This window comes from Rhodobacter capsulatus (assembly GCF_003254295.1).
GTDB classification, from domain to species: Bacteria; Pseudomonadota; Alphaproteobacteria; order Rhodobacterales; family Rhodobacteraceae; genus Rhodobacter; species Rhodobacter capsulatus.
Genome location: NZ_QKZO01000001.1, coordinates 406,595 through 429,496 on the forward strand (window position 1 = coordinate 406,595; position 22,902 = coordinate 429,496).

Here is a 22,902-nt window from a genome sequence, read left to right on the forward strand (position 1 = left end):
CGGGCCGGTCAAGAAAAGCGGTCTCAGAGCCCCATGCCCAGATGCAGCCAGCCCAGCCGCGTGCCAACCGTGCCGCGGCCGTTGCTGTTCACCCCAAGCCGCATCGGGCCGACGCCGGTCGACACTCCGGTCGTCACCTGACCGGCCGGATTGGCATGGACATTAGTCCGCGGCCCGGCACAGGCCGCAAGCAGAATGAGCAGCAGCGGCAGCGCGATCCTCACAGCCGGCCCGCGACGCCCATCCGCGCCTCGCCCGAGACCGAAAGTCCGGGGGCCGTCGACTGGGGCGACTTCGGCGGGCCGTCGACGCCGCAGGCCGCGGCGAAACTCAGAAGCGACAGGGCCAAAAGGATACGCATGAAACCTCCGATGTCAGGCCAGAAGCCCCTGCCAGCGCGCCACCTGGGCGCGGACCTGATCGGGGGCGGTGCCGCCGTAAGACTGCCGCGAGGCGACCGAATTGTGAACCCCAAGCACGGAATAGACCGCCTCGGTCAGCGCCGGATGGGCGGCTTTCAGCTCTTCAAGGCTCAGATCGGGCAGATCGCAGCCCTTCTTTTCCGCCAGCGCCACCAGCGCGCCGGTGACATGATGGGCGTCGCGGAAGGGCAGACCGGCCTCGCGCACCAGCCAGTCGGCCAGGTCCGTCGCGGTGGAAAAGCCCGAGGAGGCCGCCGCTTCCAGTTTCGCGGTGTTCACCGTCAGATCCGACATCATCCCGGTCATCGCCGCAAGCGCCAGCATCAGCGTGTCGGCAGCGTCGAAAACCTGTTCCTTGTCTTCCTGCATGTCCTTGGAATAGGCGAGCGGCAGGCCCTTCATCACGGTGAAAAGCGCGACAGCCGCGCCCAGCACCCGGCCGATCTTGGCGCGGATCAGTTCCGCCGCATCGGGGTTGCGCTTTTGCGGCATGATCGAGGAGCCCGTCGACCATTTGTCCGACATCGCGACAAAGCGGAACTGCGCCGAGGACCAGATCACCAGTTCCTCTGCCAGACGGCTGAGGTGGACCGCGCAGATCGCCGCCGAAGACAGGAATTCGAGCGCGAAATCACGATCCGACACGCCATCCAGGCTGTTCGCCATCGGCCGGTCAAAGCCCAAGGCTTGCGCCGTCATGTGCCGGTCGATCGGAAAGCCCGTGCCCGCCAGCGCCGCAGAGCCGAGCGGGCATTCGTTCATCCGCGTGCGCGCGTCTTCAAAGCGGCTCCGGTCGCGGGCGAACATCTCGACATAGGCCATCATGTGATGGCCCCAGGTGACGGGCTGCGCCGTCTGCAGATGGGTGAAGCCCGGCATCACCCAATCGGCGCCCTTCTCGGCCTGCGCCACCAGCACCTTCATCAGCGCGGTCAGCGAGGTGATCGCAGCATCGGCCTGATCGCGGACCCAGAGCCGGAAATCGGTCGCCACCTGATCGTTGCGCGAGCGCGCCGTGTGCAGCCGCCCCGCCGGTTCGCCGATCAGCACCTTCAGCCGCGCTTCCACATTCATGTGAATGTCCTCGAGCGCGGTCGAAAACGGAAAATCCCCCGCCTCGATCTCTGACAAGACCGTGAGCAACCCTTCCCCGATCGCCTCGGCATCGCTATTCGTAAGGATACCCGTCGCGGCCAGCATCGCCGCATGGGCCCGGCTGCCGCGGACATCCTGCGCGTAAAGCCGCTTGTCGAACGAGATCGAGGCGTTGATCGCCTCCATGATCGCGTCCGGACCGGCGGCGAAGCGCCCGCCCCACATGGCGTTCGAGGTTTTCGTGTCGTCGGTCATCGTCAGGCCCTTCGTCGGAGGCATCATGCTGCGGTTGTTCGTCCTTTATACGGCCCTTGCCCTTTGCGCAAATGCCGCGCCCGCCGCCGATCTCTCGGCCCTGAAACAGGGCGAGATGAAGAAACTCGCCGTTTTCACCGAGCCGCTGCCCCTGCCCGAGATCCCTTTCGTCGATGAAACCGGCACCAGCCACCGGCTTGCCGATTATCGCGGCAAGGTGGTGCTGTTGAACCTCTGGGCGACCTGGTGTGCGCCCTGCCGCAAGGAAATGCCCGATATCGCGGCGCTTCAGGCCGAGATCGGCGGGGATGATTTCACCGTGCTGACGGTGGCCTCCAGCAATCGCGACACCCAGGCGAAGGTGGGCGCGTTCTTTGAAAAGCAGGGGATCACCCAGCTGCCGCGGATGATCGACGAGACCGAACGGCTGCCGCGGGCGTTGGGGGTTCCCGGACTGCCCGCCTCGTTTCTGATCGATCGTCGGGGACAGATCGTGGCGCAGCTCTTTGGCCCGGCCGATTGGTCAAGCCCGGAAGCGAAAGCCGTGATCGCGGCGTTGCGCGCCGAGTGATCAGCGCGATTCGGCGCGCATGAACTGGCTCATCGAGGAGCCGATCTCCTCCGACAAGCGCATGATCGACTCGAGCCGGTTCTTGATGTCGGCGTGGAAGATGTCGAGCTGATCGATCGTCGCCGAAAGCCCGCCGCTGCTGTCGCGCATCCGCCCGCATTCGACGCGGCCCAGCACCCGGATCGTGTCAAGCCCCAGCATCAGGCGGCGAATCTCGGCGCTGGCGCGAAACAGTTCCTCGGCATGGCCGACGGCGCGCATCATCGCATCGCGCGTGTCGGTATAGGACCGCGCCTCAAGCTCGCGCAACAGCGCGCGTTCGACGTTCCAGTCGATTCCCTCGACCTGGGCGACATCGCGGAACCCGGCGTTCATTTCCTTCAGCACCCGGTTGGAGCCGAGCAGGAACAGCGCCCGGGCCGCCTGCCGCGACACCCGGTCACACAGGTTGTCGCGTCCGGCGACGAAACTGCGCAGCCGCTCGGAGATCACCAGCGACGAGGCCTTGTAATTCTCCGAGATCGCCGAGACCGGACCGCCCGAAGGTTCCAGCCGCGAGGCGACGATGCGCATGTTGTTCGGGATCGACTGCAACGCCTCGAAGCTGCGCAGAAGCTTGGTCTGTTCCTGCGTCACCCGCTCGAGCGACTTGTTCATGTCGATCAGCCGCTGCGTGCGCGGATCGGCCGGACGGCCAAGCCGCGCATCCCGCGCCGCAAGTTCCTGCCCGAGCGCGAAGGCCATGTAGCTTGTATAGCTGGAAAATCCCTCGGCCAGGGCAAGGGCGCGCAACTCTCCGGCGCTGACCTCGGGGTCGAGCCGTTCGGCCCGTTCGCGCGCGCTGAGTTTGGTGTAGACATCGCGGAACCGCTCGAAAAGCGGCGTCGACGGCTTCAGCCGCACCGACAGATAGCCGCCATCGACCGGCATCAACACGGCGAAGACCCAGTAGATATCGCCGTTGCGGACGCGGTTCTTGACATAGGCCCCCATCGGATGGCCGGCGCCAAGCGCACTCCACAGGATGCGGAACACGCCGCGCGGCGTGTCGGGATGCCGGACAATCTTGTGCGGAGATCCGAGGAGTTCGGACCATTCGAAGCCCGAAACGCGGTGGAACACCTCGTTTCCGGCAATGATCACCCCGCGCTTGTCGGTGCGGGAGTAAAAGAGCTCGTCAAAGCCGAAAGGGGCTTCGTTCTCCTGCGATTTGGAAAGGTCGGTCGGCGCGGTCATGATTACCCTGAAGCTGGACACTGCAGCAACCATAGCGCGTCACGGTAAGCGAAACGTATACAACCGAAGGTTTATCTGGAAAGGTTCTCATTAACCACGCAATGCGGAAAGTGTGGCGCTTTACCAGTTGTTAGCCGAAATCGCGGAATCTGGCACGGAACCTGATGGAGGGGCCGATGTCGAAAATTCCGCTGTCGCTGCGCGAGTCGCTCGATCCGGCCGAATCCAGTCCGCTGACGTTCGCCGTCGCCCAACGTGACCGGGAAACCCTCTCGATGGTCACCCGCGCCGTGGAACGCCGCGACGTGGTGCTGGCCTTTCAACCCGTCGTGCAGACCCTTCGCCCCGACCGCCCCGCCTTTTACGAGGGGTTGATCCGGGTGCTTGACGACACCGGCCGGGTGATTCCGGCGCAAGATTTCATCGGCGCCGCCGAAACCACCGAGATCGGCCGCAAGCTTGACTGCCTGGCGCTGGAAATGGGACTTCTGTCGCTCGCCGAGGATCGCAGCCTGCGACTGTCGGTGAACATGTCCGCCCGCTCGATCGGCTATCCGGAGTGGATGCGCATTCTCAACCGCGGCCTGGCGATGGACGACCGCATCGGCGAAAGGTTGATTCTGGAAATCACCGAATCCTCGGCGATGATGATGCCGGAGCTGGTCTCGGTCTTCATGCAGGACATGCAGACGAAAGGCATCTGCTTCGCGCTGGATGATTTCGGCGCGGGCTATACCTCGTTCCGCTATCTGCGCGAATTCTACTTCGACATCCTGAAGATCGACGGCCAGTTCATCACCGGCATCGCCCGCAATCCCGACAACCAGATCCTGACCCAGGCGCTGATGTCGATTTCCCGGCATTTCGAGATGTTCACCGTTGCCGAAGCCGTCGAAACCGCCGAGGATGCGGCCTGGCTGACACGTGCGGGCATCGACTGCATGCAGGGCTATTATTTCGGCGCGCCGACGATCATGCCGCCGTGGAAAGCGGCCACGACCCACAAGGCCGGGATCTGAGACCCGGTCCGATGCCTCGATTTCTCCGCGCAACAAAATTGCGCGAACCGGCGTCAATATTGCCAAATCTGCTTGACCTCCTGCGGCCTTTCGGCATGCTGCACAGCGGCAATGGGCGCCTTTGCGCCCGAAATCCTGTGAGGAGGGAACTTCATGACCAATGTCGTCATCGTCTCGGCGGCCCGGACCGCCGTGGGCAGCTTCAACGGCGCTTTCGCCAACACGCCCGCGCATGAGCTGGGCGCCGCGGTGATCGAGGCCGTGGTGGCGCGGGCGGGCATCGACAAGGCGGAGGTCTCGGAAACCATCCTCGGTCAGGTGCTGACCGCCGGTCAGGGCCAGAACCCGGCGCGTCAGGCGCATATCATGGCCGGTCTGCCGATCGAATCGGCTGCCTGGAGCATCAACCAGGTCTGCGGCTCGGGCCTGCGCACGGTGGCGCTGGGCGCGCAACACATCCAGCTGGGCGATGCGGCGATCGTCGTGGCCGGCGGTCAGGAAAGCATGTCGCTGTCGCCCCATGTCGCGCATCTGCGCGCGGGCACCAAGATGGGCGACATGAAGATGATCGATTCGATGATCAAGGACGGGCTTTGGGACGCCTTCAACGGCTATCACATGGGCCAGACCGCCGAGAACGTCGCGAGCCAATGGCAGATCAGCCGCGAGATGCAGGACGACTTCGCGCTCGCCAGCCAGAACAAGGCCGAAGCGGCGCAAAAGGCGGGCAAGTTCGCCGATGAAATCGCCCCCTTCACCGTCAAGACCCGCAAGGGCGACATCATCGTCGACGCCGATGAATATATCCGCCACGGCGCGACGCTCGAATCGATGCAGAAGCTGAAACCGGCCTTCACCAAGGACGGCACGGTGACCGCGGGCAACGCTTCGGGGATCAACGACGGCGCCGCGGTCGTGCTCTTGATGACCGAGGAAGAGGCGGCGAAACGCGGTCTGACGCCGCTGGCCCGCATCGCCTCTTATGCCACTGCGGGGCTTGACCCGTCGATCATGGGCTGCGGCCCGATCCCGGCCTCGCGCAAGGCGCTGGAAAAGGCGGGCTGGAACGCCGCCGATCTGGACCGGATCGAGGCGAACGAGGCTTTCGCGGCGCAGGCCTGCGCGGTGAACAAGGACATGGGCTGGGACGTGTCGAAGGTGAACGTGAACGGCGGCGCCATCGCCATCGGCCACCCGATCGGCGCCTCGGGCTGCCGGATCCTGAACACGCTTGTCTTCGAAATGAAACGCTCGGGGGCGAAAAAGGGTCTGGCGACGCTCTGCATCGGCGGCGGCATGGGCGTGGCCATGTGCCTCGAAGGGCTCTGAGACCCACTTTTTTCTGCAAATGCGAAAAACGGGCGCGCAACAATATTGCGCGTCCTGCTTATTTTAGGTAACAGCATTTCAACAAGGATGATCTGAGGAGGAATCATGTCCAGAGTTGCACTCGTCACCGGGGGATCGCGCGGCATTGGCGCCGCGATCTCGATGGCGCTGAAAGAAGCCGGTTACACCGTCGCCGCGAACTATGCCGGCAATGACGAAGCCGCCGCGAAATTCACCGCCGAGACCGGGATCAAGACCTACAAATGGTCGGTCGCCGATTACGACGCCTGCGCCGCGGGCATCGCCCAGGTCGAGGCCGATCTGGGCCCGGTCGACGTGCTGGTGAACAATGCGGGCATCACCCGGGACGCGCCGTTCCACAAGATGACCCGCGAGCAATGGGATCAGGTGATCGGCACCAACCTGAACGGCATCTTCAACATGACGCATCCGCTCTGGACCGGCATGCGCGAGCGCAAATTCGGCCGGATCATCAACATCTCCTCGATCAACGGCCAAAAGGGCCAGTTCGCCCAGGCGAACTATTCGGCGGCGAAAGCGGGCGACATCGGCTTCACCAAGGCGCTGGCGCAGGAAGGGGCGCGGGCGGGGATCACCGTCAACGCGATCTGCCCGGGCTATATCGCGACCGAGATGGTGATGGCGGTGCCGGAAAAGGTGCGCGAGCAGATCATCGCGACGATCCCGGTCGGCCGTCTGGGCGAAACCGGCGACATCGCGCGCTGCGTGGTCTTCCTCGCCTCGGATGATGCGGGCTTCATCACCGGCGCGACGCTGACCGCGAACGGCGGCCAGTACATGACCTGATTTGCTCTTGGCAAAACGGTTCGGGGCCCGCATCTTGCGGGCCTCTTGCATTTCGGGGGCCGGATGATGTCACGCAACCAAGCCACGTTGATCGGTTTTTCCGCCGTCGCGCTCTGGTCGCTTCTGGCGCTGTTCACCGTGGCCTCGGCGCCGGTGCCGCCCTTGCAGCTCAATGCGCTGTGCTTTGCCATCGGCGGCGGCATCGGCCTGATCTGGGTCGCCGCGACGGAAGGATTCGCCGTGCTGCGGCAGGTGTCGTGGAAGGTCTATGCCTTCGGCACCGCGGCGCTGTTCGGCTATCACCTGATCTATTTCTCGGCGCTGCGTCTGGCCCCGCCGGCCGAGGCGAGCCTGATCGCCTATCTCTGGCCGCTGCTGATCGTGGTCTTTTCCGGCCTGCTGCCGGGCGAGCGGCTGAACCGGCTGCACATTTTCGGGGCAGTGATCGCCTTTGCCGGGGCGGCGCTGATCGTCGCCCGCGGCGGCATCTCGGCCAATGCCGAATCGCTGCCGGGCTACGGGCTGGCGTTCCTTTGTGCGCTGACCTGGTCGGGCTATTCGCTGCTCTCGCGCCGGATGGGCAAGGTGCCCACGGCCGCTGTCGCGGTCTATTGTCTGGCCACGGCCGTGCTGTCGGCGCTGGCGCATCTGGCGCTGGAAGAGACGCTCTGGCCCAGCGGCGCCATGGGCTGGGGGGCCGTCATCGCGCTGGGGCTGGGCCCGGTGGGGCTGGCCTTTTACACATGGGATGTGGGGGTGAAGCGGGGCGACATCCAGATGTTGGGGACGGCTTCCTATGCGGCGCCGCTTCTGTCAACGCTGGCGCTGATCGGAGCGGGGATCGCGGCAGCGTCACCCGTTCTGGTGCTGGCCGCCGCGATGATTGCTGCAGGTGCCTTTCTGGCCGCTTGGGGCAGTCGGCAAGGCTAGGGATCGGCCCCGGGGCCGATCCGGAAATCAGACCGCCACGCCTTCCAGCCGGGCGATTTCTTCCTTGAGCCGCAGTTTCTGTTTCTTCATCTCCGCGATTTGCAGGTCATCGAAGCTGGGCGTGCGAAGCGCCACTTCGACTTCCGCGGACAGAGCCTGATGTTTCTTGCGAAGTTCAGCGATATGCGAACTCACGGACATGGCAGTCTCCTCTTTCCTTGTTCGGTAGGTCGATTGCAGCACGTTTTCGAACGCTTGTCACGCGCTTGTCGTATTGCCGCGCGAAAATATGAGCCGGTTTCACCGAACAATATTGCCACGGAATTAAGGCGTTAGCGGCAGCGCTTCGCCGCAGCGCAGCACTGCTTGCGCAGCATCGGTGAGGTCTTCGGCATCGCCCTGATGCGCAGGCAGCGCATGCAGCACGAAGGGCGCCAGAAGCCGCAAGGGCGCCTTGCCCCCCTTGCGCGCGGTCACGATCACCCGCCCCGCCGCGCGTCCCTGCCGCGCCGCGATCGGCAGCACCGAGACCGAGCCCCCCTGCCCCGCCAGCGCCGTCAGAATATCACCCAGCCGGTCGGCATTCTGGATCAGCGTCAGCCAGCCACCCGGCTGCAGCCGCCGCATCCCCGCCCGCACCCAATCGGCAAGCGGCGTCACCTCGCGCTGGGCCCGTTCGCGGCCCGCATCCGCCGCCGCCGTGCCGCCCGAGGCCGCAAAGTAAGGCGGATTGGCGATCACATGATCGTAATTGCGCGCCCGCAGCGCCGCGGGCATCCGCGCCAGATCGCCCTCGAACACCTCGAGCGCGATGCCGTTCGCCGCCGCATTGCGCCGCGCCAGATCGGCGTAGTCCGGCTGCAGCTCCAGCCCCGCCTGCACCAGCCCCGGCACCCGCCAGCCCAGACACAGGCTCGCCACCCCCGCCCCGCACCCCAGTTCCAGCACCGATTGCCCCGGTTTTGCGCCGCAAGCCGCCGCCAGAAGCACCGGATCCATCGCCGCGCGATAGCCCCGGCGCGGCTGCGCCACGGTCAGACGACCGTCCAGAAACCGGTCGAAGCTGCAGTCCTCGGGCGGAAACATCACTCTTCCCACAGCCCTCAGTCTTCCCACAGCCCGTTGTCGCGCAGAATTGCCTGCGCCAGCAACCACTCCGCATCGGCCACGGCCAATCTGCGCGGCAAAATGCCGAGGCTGCCGTCCAGAATGCTCATGTGGACGTCCCACTCAAAGGCCGTTATACCCTCGCCCTCAAGAAGGGCCATCGCCATGGCGATCCGAACCGGGTCGGTGGTGCGCAGAAGCTCTTTCATCGCTCGACTTAAGGGCAGCTTTGTCCCCCTGTCGAGACGGAAATTGGGCCGGGAAACTGGGAAGGAAGACCGATGAGCCTCGACGACAAGGCGACGAAACCGCACGACCGTCTGGCGCAGGCGCTGGCCGAGGACATGGCGGCGGTGAATGCGCTGATCCGCGAGCGGATGAGTTCGGAACATGCCCCCCGCATCCCCGAGGTCACGGCGCATCTGATCGAGGCCGGCGGCAAGCGGCTGCGGCCGATGCTGACCCTCGCCGCGGCGCGGCTGGTGGGCTATGGCGGCCCCTATCATGTGCATCTGGCGGCGACGGTCGAATTCATCCACACCGCGACGCTTTTGCACGATGACGTCGTCGACGAAAGCCGCCAGCGTCGCGGCCGTCCGACGGCGAACCTGCTTTGGGACAACAAATCCTCGGTTCTGGTCGGCGATTATCTGTTCGCACGCTCGTTCCAGCTGATGACCGACACCGGCAACATGCGGGTGATGGAGATCCTGGCGAATGCCTCGGCGGTGATCGCCGAGGGCGAGGTGCTGCAGCTGACGGCGGCGCAGAACCTGGCAACGACCGAGGACATCTATCTGCGGGTGATCCGCGGCAAGACGGCGGCCCTCTTCTCGGCCGCGACCGAGGTCGGCGGCATCATCGGCGGCGCCCCCGAGGAGCAGGTGAAGGCGCTTTACGATTACGGCGATGCGCTCGGCATCGCCTTCCAGATCGTCGATGACCTGCTGGATTACGGCGGCAAATCGGCCGAGATCGGCAAGAACACCGGCGACGACTTCCGCGAGCGCAAGCTGACGCTGCCGGTGATCAAGGCCGTCGCGCTGGCCGATGACGAAGAACGCGCCTTCTGGAAGCGGGTGATCGAAAAGGGCGACCAGCAAGAGGGCGACCTTGAGCACGCGATGGCGCTGATGACGAAACACGGCACGCTGGAAGCCACCCGGCTGGCGGCGATCGGCTGGACCGACACCGCCCGCAAGGCGCTGGCGAAGCTGCCCGATCATCCGCTGCGGCAGATGCTGGACGATCTGGCCGATTACGTCGTCGAACGGGTGCGCTGAGCGCCCGGCCCGAAGCCCCCGCCCGCGCGCCCCTACGGGCGCTCGGGCCGCAACAGGATATGGGTCGCGGTGCGGCGTTCCTCGACCAGCCGCCAGCCCGCATCGGCAAGCGCGGTCACGATCTCGTCGCGCCGCGTTTGCCCGGTGGGGCACAGCGGCACCAGCACATGATCGGCGGCCGCGATCCCCGGCGTGCCGCCGTAATACCAGGGCGCGGCGCCCTTGACCGGCTCGAACGGCCCGTAAAGCCACAGCGCCGAGAACAGATCCGCCACCAGCACCCGCGACCGGGCATAGCCCGCCTGCGTCAGATCGGCGGCCACGGTCTCGAACCAGGCGTCATAGCCCATCAGGATCTCGCATTGCGGCAGGGTCTCGCCGTTCAGCACCGCGGCCCGCCGCGGCGAGGCGCCACTGTCGCCCCGGCGCGCATAGGCGGCAAAGGGCTGCCCCGGCGCATCCGCCGCCTGTTTCTGCTCCACCCGATAGACGCGCGCGGCGATCACCCGCAGGTCGGCCTCCTGCGGCCGGGCGGACAGCAGCGGCACGCTTTCTGACGGTTCGACAAAGGCATGGCGCAGCGGGCTGGTGAGCAGATTGACCATCGGCCCCGTCGCCAGCGCCAGCGCCGCAACCCCGGTGGCCAGCAAGGCCTCGCGCAGCGGCCAGCCAAAGCCGTTCGAGATCCTCCCCTCGGGCCGCAGGGCCAGCGCGATCAGCCCCACCAGCACCAGCCATTGCGGATCGTTGCCGTAATTCTGATAGGTCACATAGGCGAAGGCGGGCACCAGCCAGAGCAGAGCCAGCCCCTCGGCCCGCCGCCCGGACTGGCGCAGAAAGATCACCGTGGCCAGAGCCACCAGCGTCGCCGCGATGTGCTTCGGCGCCGCCAGCACCCCGCCCAGACTGTCGCCCGGCGCGGCCCGGGTGGTCGAGCCCGCCACCGTCAGCAGATCCCGCAGATAAGCGGCCCAGAAGCCCGGACCAAGCAGCGCCGTCACCACGGCCAGCACCAAAAGCCCCGACAGCACCGCCACGCCCAGCGTGCGCAGATCCCGCCGCGCCAGCAGCGCCACCACCAGCGCCGGGGCCAGCGCCGCGACATAGGTCACCTTGACCAGCCCCAGCCCCGCCATCAAGACCCCGATCAAGGCGCCATCCAGCCGCGCGCGGCGCGGCCCGAGCGGCTCCAGCACCGCCAGCGCCACCGCCACATAAGCCATCGCCCAAGCCCAGCGGTTATAATGCATCGAGACCGAAAACATCGGCTTCGTCTCGCCATGCACCAGCGCCAGCACCATGCCCAGCACATAGGCCCCGAAGATCCAGGCCAGCCCGCCCGGCAGCCGCGATTGCGCCGCGCGCAGGATCGGCAGGAACAGCACCGCCGCCACCGCCGCCTGCGCCGCCAGAAACGCATGACCAAGCCCCAGCCCCGCCTGCACGAAAGCCACGATCGGCCAAAGCCCGGCAATGCCGAGCGGCGTCATGAAATCGCGATGCGGCATCTGCCCCATTTCGGCCATGCGCAGCACCAGATCGGCCAGATGCAGCGTGTCGCCCTCATGCTGGGTCACGAGCAGACCGCCTGCCAGAAACGGCGCCGCCGCCAGAACGGCCCCGCAAAGCGCCAGCCCCAGCGTCAGGGGCAGCACAGCCGCCGCGTTTGACCTGCCCGTCATCCCGGCCTCTCCGCATCTTTTCCCATTTTTGGCCACAATAGCCCGGCAGGATGCGGCTGTGAATCCCGAAGCAAAGCCGAAGACGACGAGCCGGAGCAGGACAGATGAACATGATCGCCCAGAACGTGATCGCGCCGATCCCGCCCCGGACCCTTGCCGATACCGGCCTGAACACGGTGCTGATGCGGGACATCCTGCTCAAGACCATGTTCCGCACCAACATGGACACGGTCAGCGGCCTGGCCCGGCTGATCTGCCTGCCGATCGCGCTGACCCAGGAGCTGGTCGACATGGGCCGCAGCCAGCGCCTGATCGAGGCGATGGGCACGCTGCACGCCAATTCCGGCGGCGAGATGGGCTATCAGCTGACCGAGGGCGGCAAGGCCCGCGCGCTGGATGCGCTGACGCAGTCGGAATATTACGGCGCGATGCCGGTGCCGCTGGCCGACTACGCGGTACAGATGCGGAAACAGTCGATTCGCAACATCCAGCTGACCCGGCCGCAGCTGATGGCGGCGATGGGGCATCTGGTGCTGCCGCCGACGCTGATCGACCAGCTTGGACCGGCAGTGTCCTCGGGGCGGTCGATCCTGATGTATGGCCCGCCCGGCAACGGCAAATCCTCGATCTCGAACGGCATCCGCGACGCGATCGGCGACCGGATCTATGTTCCGCGCGCGGTCGAATATGCCGGTCAGGTGATCGTCGTCTATGACCCGATCGTGCACACCGCCGCCAGCGAGGATGTCGAAGACCCGACCAGCCTGCGCAAATCCGGCAACCGCTTCGACAGCCGCTATGTCTGGTGCGACCGGCCCACGGTGATCACCGGCGGGGAGCTGTCGCTTGACATGCTCGACCTCACCTACAACCCGACGGCGCGCACCTATACCGCGCCCTTGCAGATGAAGGCCTCGGGCGGGGTCTTCATCGTCGACGACCTTGGCCGTCAGGCCGAGCCGCCGCAGAAACTGGTCAACCGCTGGATCGTGCCGCTGGAAGAAAGCCGCGACATCCTCGCGCTGCAATCGGGCGAGAAGTTCGAGGTGCCCTTTGACACGCTCGTCATCTTTTCCACCAACTTCCACCCGAACCAGATCTTCGACAAGGCGGCGCTGCGGCGGATCTTCTTCAAGATCAAGATCGACGGGCCCAGCCAGTCGGATTACCTGAAGATCTTCTCGCTTGTGGCGAAAAAGCGCGGCATGCCGCTGGGCGAAGCCGCGCTCGTGCATCTGCTGAAGGTGAAATACCCGACGATCAACAATGTCTATGCGAATTATCAGCCGGTCTTCCTGATCGACCAGATGATCGCGATCTGCGACTTCGAGGGCATCCCCTATCAGATGTCCCCCGAGCTGATCGACCGCGCCTGGTCGAACATGTTCGTGCGCGAGGAAGCGATCCTGCACTGATCCGCGACAAGGCCGAACCGGGCCTAGCGCGCGACCATGGCCTGCGGCGCCTGCGCGCCGGTCTCGGCCTGCGGCGGCATCTCTTGCAGGCCAAGCGCCAGAACCGCGGGCGCATTGCCCCGCGACACCGGAACCTGCGTGCCGTCCTGCAGCGCCAGGCTGACCTTGCCCTGCGCCCGCATCACCCCCCGGATCGCCTGCCGCGCCACCCAATGCGAGCGGTGCACCTGCAGCCCCGCGACCCCTTCGGCAGCGCAGATCGCATCCGCCATCCGCAGCAGCACGGTTTCCGATCCGGCCTCGGTGAAGACCTCGACATAATGGTCGCGCATCTGCAGCCGGATCAACGGCGCGCGCAGCTCCGGCGACAGCCGCGCCATCAGCCGCGCCGCGGCGTCACGCGCGGGCGGGGCCGCGGCGGCGAGAGCCGGGGCGGACAGCGCGGGGTCTGGCTGCGCGGGGTCTGGCGGGGGCGCCACCGCCGCGGCGGTCCCGGGCCAGGTCGCCGCCACCGCATGCCGCAGCGTCGAGGTGATGATCGACATGATGAAGATGTACCCCGTCATCGCCGGGGTCGAGGGCACATGCTGCTCGGGCCCCGCCACGGCCCGGGCCAGCGCCAGAAACAGCGGCGTCAGCCCCAGCGTGGCCAGAACGGCGATCAGCGGCGCCTCGGGCCAGAAGCTGCGCAGCCCCCAGCAGTCGCGCACGACCACCCGCAAAAGACCGCCCGCCAGCACGCCAAGGCCGATGGTGATCGGCCAAAAGGCGACGCGTCCGGTCAGCGGAAAGTGCTCGGTGCCGAAGGGGCTGGCGACGATGCCGAAGATCGAGGTCACCAGCCAGACCACCGGAATGACGGGCTGCGCCATCGCCCGACCATAGGCGCACAGGAACTTGCGCGTGCTCGCAAAAGAGGGCATGGCCCCTCGCCCCATTCAAAAACCTAACCATGTCAATATGCTAGCGGCACAACCGCGCACAGGCAACCGGGATTGTGGTCACGGCTGACAGGCGCGGAAAACATGGCCCGATCTCTGATCCGCAGGCGGGGTCAGGCGGTCAGGCCCTCGGGCTCGGCCAGACCCTGCGCCCGGCAGCAGGCGGTCAGCGTATTGGCCAGCAGGCAGGCGATGGTCATCGGCCCGACGCCGCCCGGAACCGGGGTGATCGCGCCCGCCACCGCGGCGGCGCTTTCAAAGTGGACATCGCCCACCAGCTTGCCCTTGCCGTCGCGCTCGATGCGGTTGATGCCGACGTCGATCACCGTCGCGCCCGGTTTCACCCAATCGCCCGGGATCATCTCGGGGCGGCCCACGGCGGCGACCAGAATATCGGCGCGCCGGCAGACCTCGGCCAGATCCCTGGTGCGCGAATGCGCGATGGTGACGGTGCAGCTGTCGCCCAGCAGCAGTTGCGCCATCGGCTTGCCGACGATGTTCGAGCGCCCGACAACGACCGCAGTCAGCCCCGCAAGCGATCCGTGATGGTCGCGCAGCATCATCAGGCAACCCAAGGGCGTGCAGGGCACCATCGCCTTCTGCCCGGTGCCCAGAAGCCCGACGTTCGAGATGTGAAACCCGTCCACGTCCTTGGCCGGATCGATCGCATTGATCACCAGATCGCTGTCCAGATGCCCGGGCAGCGGCAGCTGCACCAGAATCCCATGCACCGCGGGATCGGCATTCAGCCGCGCGATCAGGGCCAGAAGATCGGCTTCCGAGGTCTCGGCGGGCAGCTTGTGCTCATAGGAATTCATCCCGACTTCGCGGGTCTGGATGCCCTTGTTCTTGACGTAGACCTGGCTGGCCGGGTCTTCGCCCACCAGCACCACGGCCAGACCCGGGGTCAGACCGGTCTCCGCCCGCAGCCGCGCCACATGGGCCGCGACCTGCGCCCGCACCTTGGCCGCGAAAGCCTTGCCGTCGATGATCTTCGCGCTCAAATCCCGTCTCCCTTGCCCAGAACCCGCTCTTCGCGGGCGATCGACCATTCCACCATCATCCGCCACATCGCCTCGATCAGCTCGGGGTCCATCCCCCGCGCCTCGGCGGCGGTGCGCGCATTGCCCACCACTTCCTCGACCCGCGCCTTGATCCGCGCGGGCATGCCCTCGGCGGGCTTGAGTTCGGCGGCACGGTCAATGAACCGCGCCCGATCGGCCAGCAGCGCGACGAGGCGCAGATCCAGCGCATCGATCTCGGCCCGCAGTTCGGCCATCGAGGTGATTTCGGAGGGCTCTTTCATCGGCAAGTTCCGCTTTTATGCCCTGCTCCTATCGCACCTTGTCGCCCGCTTCTCAACCCCGCCTCAGAACAACCCCTCGATCTCGCCTGCGGCATCAAGGCGGATCGTTTCCGCCGCCGGATGCCGGGGCAGGCCCGGCATCGTCATGATCTCGCCGCAGATCGCCACCACGAAGCCCGCGCCCGCCGCAAGCCGCACCTCGCGCAGCGGGATCGTATGCCCCGTGGGGGCGCCGCGCAGCTCGGGATCGGCGGAAAAGGAATATTGCGTCTTCGCCATGCAGATCGGCAGGGAACCATGGCCCGCCGCCTCCCAGGCCGCCAGCTGCGCCCGAACCGCCTTGTCCGCCGTCACCGCCTCGGCGTGATAGATGCGCCGCGCGATCGTCTCGATCTTGTCGAAAAGGCCCATGTCGTCGGGGTAAAGCGGCGCAAAACGGGCCCCGGTCTCGCACAACTCCACAACCTTGCGCGCCAGATCGGCGGCGCCCGGCCCGCCCTCGGCCCAGTGCCGACAGGAAATCGCCGCAACGCCAAGGGCCGCGGCGGCTTCGACAATCGCCGCGACCTCGGCCGGGGTGTCGGCGTCAAAGGCATTGATCGCCACCACGACGGGCACGCCGAAGCCGCGGGTGTTGGCGATGTGGCGGGCCAGATTGGCGCAACCGCGCCGCACCGCACCCACATCCTCGCGGCCCAGATCCTCGCGCAGGGCGCCGCCATGCATCTTCATCGCCCGCACGGTGGCCACGATCACCGCCGCGGCGGGCTGCAACCCGGCCTTGCGGCATTTGATGTCGAAGAACTTTTCCGCCCCCAGATCGGCGCCAAAGCCCGCTTCGGTCACCACGTAATCGGCCAGCCGCAGCGCGGTCTTCGTGGCGATGACCGAATTGCAGCCATGCGCGATATTGGCAAAGGGCCCGCCATGCACGAAGGCGGGCGTGTGGGCGATCGTCTGCACAAGATTCGGCTGCAACGCCTCTTTCAGCAGCACCACCATCGCCCCCGCGGCGCCCAGATCGCGGCAGGTCACCGCGGTCTTGTCGCGCCGATAGGCAACGACGATCCGGCCCAGCCGGTCCTCGAGATCGGCCAGATCCTCGGCCAGACACAGACAGGCCATGACCTCGGAGGCCACGGTGATGTCGAAGCCGGTCTGGCGCGGATAGCCGTTCGCGGCCCCGCCCAGACCCACCACCACCTCGCGCAGGGCACGGTCATTCATGTCCATGACCCGCCGCCAGACGATGCGACGCTCGTCGATCTGCAGCGCATTGCCCCAATGGATGTGGTTGTCGATCATCGCCGACAACAGGTTGTGGGCCGCGGTGATGGCGTGGAAATCGCCGGTGAAATGCAGGTTGATGTCTTCCATCGGCAGCACCTGCGACAGCCCGCCCCCCGCCGCGCCGCCCTTCATGCCGAAATTGGGCCCAAGCGAGGCCTCGCGCAGGCAGATCGCCGTCCGGTGGCCCAGATGCGCCAGCGCATCGCCCAGACCGACCGTGGTCGTCGTCTTGCCCTCGCCCGCGGGTGTCGGGTTGACGGCGGTGACCAGGATCAGCCGCCCCATCGGCCGCTCCGCAAGCCCGGCGACGAAAGCGGCCTCGAGCTTGGCCTTGTCGCGGCCATAGGGGATCAGCGCCGCCTCGGGAATGTCCAGCTTGGCGCCGATCCGGGGAATGGGCCATTTCTCGGCCGCCCGGGCGATCTCGATATCGGTTCTGACGGCCATGCGATCCTCTCCTTCGTGGCTTCGCACGCGGCGCCCGCCCCCGATCGACAAGCTAGCCGCTCGTTCCCCGGGGGCAGTCCGCAATTGCGACGCCGCAATGCCCGAAACCGCCCCGCCTGCGCAAGATGGCACCGTTTTCCCGTGGCACCAAAGTGCTGCGGAAATTAAGCTTGTCCGGCAACCGCAGATTGACAAGGTTGCGTCTCATTTTCCGATGAACAACAGGCAGGGGCCGGAATGACGGACAACATTTATTACGTCGAAGATCTTGTCAGGGGCGGGACGACCGTCACCCTGAGCGATGACGGCACGGGGATCGACTGGCTGATGCTGCGCAATTCCCATGATGGCGCTGCGATCAGCCTGTCGTGGTGGTCGGTGCGTGGCCTCAGCACCGAGGCCGAATCGATCTATGTCGACAATGACATCACCGCAGAGCTGATCGTGCTCGGGCGGATCGAGAACGCCCGCGGCGCCGCGGGCGACGACTGGATCCGCGGCAACGAGCTTGGCAACCAGCTCTTCGGCGACGAAAACGCCGCGGGCGTCGGCGGCGCGGACACGCTCGACGGGGCCGAGGGCAACGACTCCATCTACGGCGGCAGCGGCAACGACGAGATCCTTGGCGGCACCGGCAACGACCTGCTGTTCGGCAATGCGGACAATGACACGATCCTTGGCGGCAGCGGCCGGGACACGATCACCGGCGGCACCGGCGCCGACTGGCTGGACGGGGGCGCGAATGCGGGCGACCTGCTCAGCTACGCCCAATCCTCCGCCGGGGTTCGGGTGGTCCTGAGCTACGGCGCAACGACACGCGGCACCGGGGGCGATGCCGAGGGCGATCGCATCACCGGCTTCTTCGACATCGTCGGCAGCGCCCATGACGACAGGCTGTTCGACACTGTGATCACCGATCTTGCGCAGGGGTTCAATGCCAATTTCTTCGACGGCGGGCTGGGCAACGACCTGCTGTCGATGGGCGGCGGCAACGACACCGCGCTGGGGGGCCGGGGGGATGATACGCTGCAGGGCGGCAGCGGCAACGACCTTCTTGATGGCGGCATCGGCCGCGATGTGATCCAGGCGGGCAGCGGCAATGACACCGTGACCGGCGGTCTTGGCACCGACCGGATCAACGGCAACAGCGGCAATGACCGGATCGACGGTGGCGACGGCAACGACACGTTGGCGGGGGATGCAGGCGATGACGTGCTGATCTCGGGCCGCGGCTCCGATCTGCTGACCGGCGGCTTCGGCGCCGATCGGTTCGTCTTCGCCAATGTCTTCGACAGCGGCGCCGGCGCGGGCTTCGACACGATCACCGATTTCAAGGGCGCCGAGGGCGACCGGATCGATCTTTCCGGCATCGACGCGAACCGCAATGCGCCGGGGGATGCCGCCTTCACCTTCCTCGGCACCAAGGCCTTCACCGGCGCCGGGGCCGAATTGCGCATCGTCGGCGGGGCAAACGGGTGGCGGGCGCTGGCCGATCTCGATGGCGACCGGGTGGCCGATTTCGCCGTGACGCTGTCGGGCAGCGATCTGCCGATGCCGGTGGCGGACAACTTCCTGCTTTGATCGCGCAAGAAAAAACCTGCGCCGGTTCCCCGGCGCAGGTCTGATTGACGGAGCTGTCGCGATCGCCTCAGGCGTTCGGCTCGGGCGCGATGCCGGGCTTGGCCACGGGCTTCGTGCGCGGCAGCGAGGTCACCGTGGGCAGGCTGCCCGAGGGCCGGTCGTCATCGCCGCCCAGGGCCTCGCCCGCCATCACCTTGCGGATCTCGTCGCCGGTCAGGGTCTCGTATTCGAGAAGCCCCTGCGCCAGCCGTTCCCATTCCTCGATATTCTCCTCAAGGATGCGACGCGCCTCGATATAGCCGTTCTCGATCAGCAGGCGGACCTCTTCCTCGATCAGTTCCTTGGTCTTGGTCGAAACCGAGAAGCCCGCGGTATTGCCCTGATAGCCCTCATGCGCCTCGGAATAGTCGATATTGCCGACCTTGTCCGACATGCCCCAGCGCATCACCATCGCCCGGGCAATCGCCGAAGCCTGCATGATGTCGCCCGCGGGACCGTTCGAGACCGCTTCCTCGCCCCATTTCAGGATCTCGGCCGCCTTGCCCGCCATGGTCATGGCGATCTTCTGCTTGGCCTCGTCCTTGTGGTAGTTCAGCCGGTCCATTTCGGGCAGGCTGACCACCATGCCCAGCGCCTGACCGCGCGGAATGATCGTCGCCTTGTAGACCGGATCGCATTTCGGCAGCTTCATGCCGACGACGGCGTGACCGGCCTCGTGATAGGCGGTCATTTCCTTCTGTTCGGGGGTCAGCACCATCGAGCGCCGCTCGACCCCCATCATCACCTTGTCCTTGGCGTTTTCGAAATCTTCCATCGTCACGAAGCGACGGCCGACCCGCGCCGCCATCAGCGCGGCCTCGTTCACCAGGTTCGCCAGATCAGCGCCCGAAAAGCCCGGCGTGCCGCGCGCGATGGTGCGCAGATCGACATCCGGCCCGCGCGGAACCTTGTTGGCATGCACCGAAAGGATCTTTTCGCGCCCCTTGATATCGGGGTTCGGCACATGGATCTGCCGGTCGAAGCGGCCCGGGCGCAACAGCGCCGGATCGAGCACGTCCTTGCGGTTGGTTGCCGCGACGATGATGATGCCTTCGTTCGCCTCGAACCCGTCCATCTCGACCAGAAGCTGGTTCAGCGTCTGTTCGCGTTCGTCATTGCCGCCGCCGATGCCGACGCCCCGGGCCCGGCCCACCGCGTCGATCTCGTCGATGAAGACGATGCAGGGCGCGTTCTTCTTCGCCTGGTCGAACATGTCGCGCACGCGCGAAGCGCCGACGCCGACGAACATCTCGACGAAATCCGAGCCCGAGATGGTGAAGAAGGGCACCCCGGCTTCGCCCGCAATCGCGCGGGCCAGCAGGGTTTTCCCGGTGCCGGGCGGGCCGACCAGCAGCGCGCCTTTCGGGATCTTGCCGCCCAGACGGCTGAATTTCTGCGGGTTGCGCAGGAACTCGACGATTTCCTCAAGCTCTTCCTTGGCCTCGTCGATGCCCGCGACATCGTCAAAGGTCACCCGGCCGTGCTTTTCGGTCAGAAGCTTGGCCTTGGATTTGCCAAAGCCCATCGCGCCGCCTTTGCCGCCGCCCTGCATCCGGTTCATGAAGAAGATCCAAAGCCCGATCATCACCAGGAAGGGCAGCCAGACGCCCAGGATCGACATCAGACCCGATTGCTGCTGCTTGACCACGTTGACGGTGATGCCCTTGGCCACCAGCTTGTCGGCGATGGCGTCGGTGCCTTCCTTTGTGGTCGCATAATTGTCGCCCTTGCCGTCCTGATAGCGCACGTCCTCGCCATCAAGCTGCACCTGCTTCACGTCGCCCTTGTCCACGGCGGCGATGAAGTCGGAATAGGACACTTGCCGGGCATTGAGCGGACCCTGCCCGCTGCCGAGCAGGTTGAACAGCACCAGGATGAGCACGAACAGCAGGGCCCAGAAGGCGATGTTGCGCAGATTGCCCAAGAGAAACCTCCGAAGAATGAGAGGGCACCGCATTGGGTGCGGTGCCTTTGATGTGAAAATAGGGATTAAGTGCGCAGGTTCAACGTCTGATTAGCGAGACTGTGAAGCTTGGCCGCATCAAACGCGCCTCATAGCCGTTTTTCCAGCCCGCAACCGGCGCGGCGATCAGCGTTTCCCCCTGCCAGAGCGCGGGCGAGGCCAGCAGGCTGGCGCGCGGAACCGCACGGCGGCGGCCCTCGCCCAGCTGGCGCAGCCCCTCTGGCCCCAGCGCCGCCAGCGTCAGCCCCGGCTGCTCCGGCCCCTCGATCCGCCAGCCGTCCCAGGTCTCGCCGAAGCCGACACGCAGAGCGGCCACCGCCCGCAGCTCCCGGGTGATGCGGATCGCGTCATCGGTCACCAGAATGCGACAGCCGTGCAGGGTGCGGTCGCGCCGGGTGCGCCAGGTCGTCAGCACGTCGATCACCTTGGCGGCGCGCGGCGGATACACCGCCCCCGACACCCAGAGCAGCGCCGCATTCAGCAACCGCCGCCCGGTCTCGGGGTCGAAAGCGTCGCGAAAACCATGCGCGTCGATCACCACATCGCCCGCGTCGACATGCACATGCGCCTTGACCAGATGCTCGAGCGAGCACAGCACCGATTGCTCGGCCATCGCCAGATGCCCCACCACCGTCGAGAGCGTGCCCGCCGTGATCCCCAAAGGCGCCAGCGCCGCCAGCGCCTTGCGCGCCTTGACCCGGTCGAAGCGCTCGTTCGCATTCGACGGATCCTCGATCCAGCCGATCCCCTGCCGCTGCAGATGGTCGCGCAATTCAGCGCGGGTCTGGCTCAGGAACGGCCGGAACCAGAGCACGCCCGCGCTTTCGAAGCTTTCGCGCATCCCCGACAGGCCTTCCAGCCCGGCCTCGCGCGCAAGACGCATCAGGAAGGTCTCGGCCTGATCGTCGCCGGTGTGACCCAATGCCACGGCCCCGATGCCGCGCGCCTGCGCCCAGGCACCGATCAGCCGAAACCGCGCCCGCCGCGCCGCATCCATCAGATTGCCCCTGGCGCCGCGGCCATCCCAGCGCAGGGTGCTGTGGGCAATGCCGCGCCCGGCACAGAAGCGGGCGACAAAGGCCGCCTCCTCGGCGGCTTCGGGGCGCAGGCCGTGATCGACCGTCACCGCCTCAAGCGGATGCAGCGCCGACAACAGCACAAGCGTCGCCAGTGAATCCGATCCGCCCGAAACCGCCACCGCCAGCCGCGGCGCGGTCATCACGGGGCGGACGGTCTCGAAAGCGGCATCGGCAGCCCAAAGCAGCAGGCCGTCTTCGGGCGGAACATCCCCGCGCAGCAGCGCCGCGCGCAGGCCCTCGGGATCGGTCACCGGCAGCCAAGCGAGGCTTGCGCCGCAGCCACCTTGCCCGCCGCCTCGGAGGAGGGGAACCGCGCCGGCACCTCGGCCAGCGTCGCACAGGCTTCGGTCTGCTGCCCAAGCGTGCCCAGCGCCTTGCCCAATTCCAGCAGGTCGTCGGCGGCCCGCTTGCCCTCGGGCTCGGCCGAGAAGCCGTCCAGCCAGGCCCGGGCCGCGCCCGGAACATCGCCCGCCTTCATCAGCGCCTCGCCGCGCAGATAGCCCGCGTCACCGGTCAGGGGGCCGCCCGGGTAGGTTTCGGCAAAGGTCTTAAAGAGGTCGGCAGCGGCGCGAAAGTCACCTTGATCGAGCACCCCCTTGGCCCGATCGAAGTCCGCTTGTTCGTTCATCGCCATGGTGCCGCCCGAAGGGGCCGCCCCGCCCGAAGCCGCCGGTGCCGCAGCCGCCGCAGCATCCGCCGCCGGAGCCGCGCCCCCCAGCGGTTGCGCCTGCCCGACGCTGGAGGGGTCGCAGCCCTCTTCCAGTTCGCAGACCCGGAATTCCAGATCGCCCACCCGGTTGGTGCCGTCCTTGACGACCTTGTCCACCCGGTCCTTGAGCTGTTCGGTCATCGCGGTGAGGCGGGTCAGCTCCGCCTCCATCGTGTCCATGCGCTGCAGCGCCGAGGCACCGCCCGCCGCCTGCAGGCCGCTCGCCCCCGAGGCGACGAGTTCGCCGCGCAGCTCCTGCAGCTGCGCCGACACCTGCGCGAGTTCCGCGCGGATGTCGGCCAGCGTCTGTTTGTCGGCAGCAAAGGCGGGCGCGGCCAGCGCCAGCACCAGTGCCGTCCCCAGCATCACCCGCCG

Annotated in this window: 23 protein-coding genes; 8 read left to right on the forward strand and 15 right to left on the reverse strand. The window is 66.6% G+C overall.

Annotated elements, in window-relative coordinates; all coding sequences use genetic code 11:
* Window positions 1-23: 23 nt before the first annotated feature.
* From LY44_RS01955 to argH, 3 genes are read right to left on the reverse strand one after another with little or no spacing between them, the layout of a single operon-like run.
* Window positions 24-224, reverse strand: a complete 201-nt coding sequence (locus LY44_RS01955; protein ID WP_055213296.1) for a hypothetical protein — start codon at window positions 222-224, stop codon at window positions 24-26.
* Entirely contained in the window at window positions 221-361 is a 141-nt protein-coding gene (locus tag LY44_RS17795; protein WP_162838703.1) for a hypothetical protein, read from the reverse strand. Before LY44_RS17795 ends, LY44_RS01955 begins: the two co-directional genes overlap by 4 nt.
* A gap of 13 nt (window positions 362-374) precedes the next feature.
* Window positions 375-1,772: an argininosuccinate lyase gene (gene argH / locus LY44_RS01960; protein WP_055213294.1), complete on the reverse strand. Its 1,398-nt coding sequence runs from the start codon at window positions 1,770-1,772 to the stop codon at window positions 375-377.
* A gap of 25 nt (window positions 1,773-1,797) precedes the next feature.
* Between argH and LY44_RS01965 the strand changes: the two genes are divergently transcribed.
* Entirely contained in the window at window positions 1,798-2,343 is a 546-nt protein-coding gene (locus LY44_RS01965; protein ID WP_055213293.1) for a TlpA family protein disulfide reductase, read from the forward strand.
* On the opposite strand, the gene LY44_RS01970 is transcribed toward LY44_RS01965, so the two are convergent.
* The gene (locus tag LY44_RS01970; protein ID WP_055213291.1) at window positions 2,344-3,579 is read right to left on the reverse strand and encodes a PAS domain-containing protein; all 1,236 of its coding nucleotides are present in this window, start codon (window positions 3,577-3,579) and stop codon (window positions 2,344-2,346) included.
* 176 nt (window positions 3,580-3,755) lie between these two features.
* Here LY44_RS01970 and LY44_RS01975 point away from each other — a divergent pair, with 176 nt between their 5' ends.
* The 4 genes from LY44_RS01975 to yddG all read left to right on the forward strand — a co-directional run bounded on the left by LY44_RS01975 (window position 3,756) and on the right by yddG (window position 7,685).
* Entirely contained in the window at window positions 3,756-4,598 is an 843-nt protein-coding gene (locus LY44_RS01975) for an EAL domain-containing protein (RefSeq protein WP_055213343.1), read from the forward strand.
* A 153-nt stretch (window positions 4,599-4,751) separates the two neighbouring features.
* Window positions 4,752-5,927, forward strand: a complete 1,176-nt coding sequence (locus LY44_RS01980; protein WP_055213289.1) for an acetyl-CoA C-acetyltransferase — start codon at window positions 4,752-4,754, stop codon at window positions 5,925-5,927.
* A gap of 105 nt (window positions 5,928-6,032) precedes the next feature.
* The gene (gene phbB, locus LY44_RS01985; RefSeq protein ID WP_055213287.1) at window positions 6,033-6,755 is read left to right on the forward strand and encodes an acetoacetyl-CoA reductase; all 723 of its coding nucleotides are present in this window, start codon (window positions 6,033-6,035) and stop codon (window positions 6,753-6,755) included.
* A 66-nt stretch (window positions 6,756-6,821) separates the two neighbouring features.
* Window positions 6,822-7,685, forward strand: a complete 864-nt coding sequence (gene yddG / locus LY44_RS01990) for an aromatic amino acid exporter YddG (protein ID WP_055213342.1) — start codon at window positions 6,822-6,824, stop codon at window positions 7,683-7,685.
* 27 nt (window positions 7,686-7,712) lie between these two features.
* On the opposite strand, the gene LY44_RS01995 is transcribed toward yddG, so the two are convergent.
* The 3 genes from LY44_RS01995 to LY44_RS02005 all read right to left on the reverse strand — a co-directional run bounded on the left by LY44_RS01995 (window position 7,713) and on the right by LY44_RS02005 (window position 9,001).
* The gene (locus tag LY44_RS01995) at window positions 7,713-7,886 is read right to left on the reverse strand and encodes a YdcH family protein (RefSeq protein ID WP_013068878.1); all 174 of its coding nucleotides are present in this window, start codon (window positions 7,884-7,886) and stop codon (window positions 7,713-7,715) included.
* Window positions 7,887-8,009: 123 nt separating this feature from the next.
* Window positions 8,010-8,771, reverse strand: a complete 762-nt coding sequence (locus tag LY44_RS02000) for a tRNA1(Val) (adenine(37)-N6)-methyltransferase (RefSeq protein WP_055213286.1) — start codon at window positions 8,769-8,771, stop codon at window positions 8,010-8,012.
* Between the two features lie 17 nt (window positions 8,772-8,788).
* On the reverse strand, window positions 8,789-9,001 hold the full coding sequence (locus tag LY44_RS02005) for a putative signal transducing protein (protein WP_055213285.1): 213 nt from the start codon (window positions 8,999-9,001) through the stop codon (window positions 8,789-8,791).
* Between the two features lie 72 nt (window positions 9,002-9,073).
* Between LY44_RS02005 and LY44_RS02010 the strand changes: the two genes are divergently transcribed.
* On the forward strand, window positions 9,074-10,075 hold the full coding sequence (locus LY44_RS02010; protein WP_055213283.1) for a polyprenyl synthetase family protein: 1,002 nt from the start codon (window positions 9,074-9,076) through the stop codon (window positions 10,073-10,075).
* Between the two features lie 32 nt (window positions 10,076-10,107).
* Here the strand turns inward: LY44_RS02010 and LY44_RS02015 are convergent, their stop codons facing one another.
* A complete protein-coding gene (locus LY44_RS02015) occupies window positions 10,108-11,757 on the reverse strand; it encodes a hypothetical protein (protein ID WP_055213282.1) in 1,650 nt (549 codons plus the stop codon).
* A gap of 104 nt (window positions 11,758-11,861) precedes the next feature.
* On the opposite strand from LY44_RS02015, the gene LY44_RS02020 reads away from it, so the two are divergent.
* A complete protein-coding gene (locus tag LY44_RS02020) occupies window positions 11,862-13,172 on the forward strand; it encodes a hypothetical protein (protein WP_055213280.1) in 1,311 nt (436 codons plus the stop codon).
* Between the two features lie 23 nt (window positions 13,173-13,195).
* Here the strand turns inward: LY44_RS02020 and LY44_RS02025 are convergent, their stop codons facing one another.
* The 4 genes from LY44_RS02025 to LY44_RS02040 form a co-directional block, all read right to left on the reverse strand.
* Window positions 13,196-14,095, reverse strand: a complete 900-nt coding sequence (locus LY44_RS02025; protein ID WP_055213279.1) for a LytTR family DNA-binding domain-containing protein — start codon at window positions 14,093-14,095, stop codon at window positions 13,196-13,198.
* A gap of 131 nt (window positions 14,096-14,226) precedes the next feature.
* A complete protein-coding gene (folD, locus tag LY44_RS02030; RefSeq protein WP_055213277.1) occupies window positions 14,227-15,117 on the reverse strand; it encodes a bifunctional methylenetetrahydrofolate dehydrogenase/methenyltetrahydrofolate cyclohydrolase FolD in 891 nt (296 codons plus the stop codon).
* Window positions 15,114-15,419 (reverse strand): chorismate mutase, encoded by a 306-nt coding sequence (locus LY44_RS02035; protein WP_055213276.1) that lies wholly within the window; start codon window positions 15,417-15,419, stop codon window positions 15,114-15,116. The genes folD and LY44_RS02035 overlap by 4 nt, the downstream gene beginning before the upstream one ends.
* A gap of 63 nt (window positions 15,420-15,482) precedes the next feature.
* The gene (locus tag LY44_RS02040; RefSeq protein ID WP_055213275.1) at window positions 15,483-17,156 is read right to left on the reverse strand and encodes a formate--tetrahydrofolate ligase; all 1,674 of its coding nucleotides are present in this window, start codon (window positions 17,154-17,156) and stop codon (window positions 15,483-15,485) included.
* A 237-nt stretch (window positions 17,157-17,393) separates the two neighbouring features.
* Here LY44_RS02040 and LY44_RS02045 point away from each other — a divergent pair, with 237 nt between their 5' ends.
* Entirely contained in the window at window positions 17,394-18,737 is a 1,344-nt protein-coding gene (locus LY44_RS02045) for a calcium-binding protein (protein WP_055213273.1), read from the forward strand.
* Window positions 18,738-18,804: 67 nt separating this feature from the next.
* Here the strand turns inward: LY44_RS02045 and ftsH are convergent, their stop codons facing one another.
* The 3 genes from ftsH to ybgF form a co-directional block, all read right to left on the reverse strand.
* Entirely contained in the window at window positions 18,805-20,700 is a 1,896-nt protein-coding gene (ftsH, locus tag LY44_RS02050; protein WP_055213271.1) for an ATP-dependent zinc metalloprotease FtsH, read from the reverse strand.
* A gap of 79 nt (window positions 20,701-20,779) precedes the next feature.
* On the reverse strand, window positions 20,780-22,069 hold the full coding sequence (gene tilS, locus LY44_RS02055; RefSeq protein ID WP_055213270.1) for a tRNA lysidine(34) synthetase TilS: 1,290 nt from the start codon (window positions 22,067-22,069) through the stop codon (window positions 20,780-20,782).
* A complete protein-coding gene (ybgF, locus tag LY44_RS02060) occupies window positions 22,066-22,893 on the reverse strand; it encodes a tol-pal system protein YbgF (RefSeq protein ID WP_394341875.1) in 828 nt (275 codons plus the stop codon). Before ybgF ends, tilS begins: the two co-directional genes overlap by 4 nt.
* Window positions 22,894-22,902: the final 9 nt, after the last annotated feature.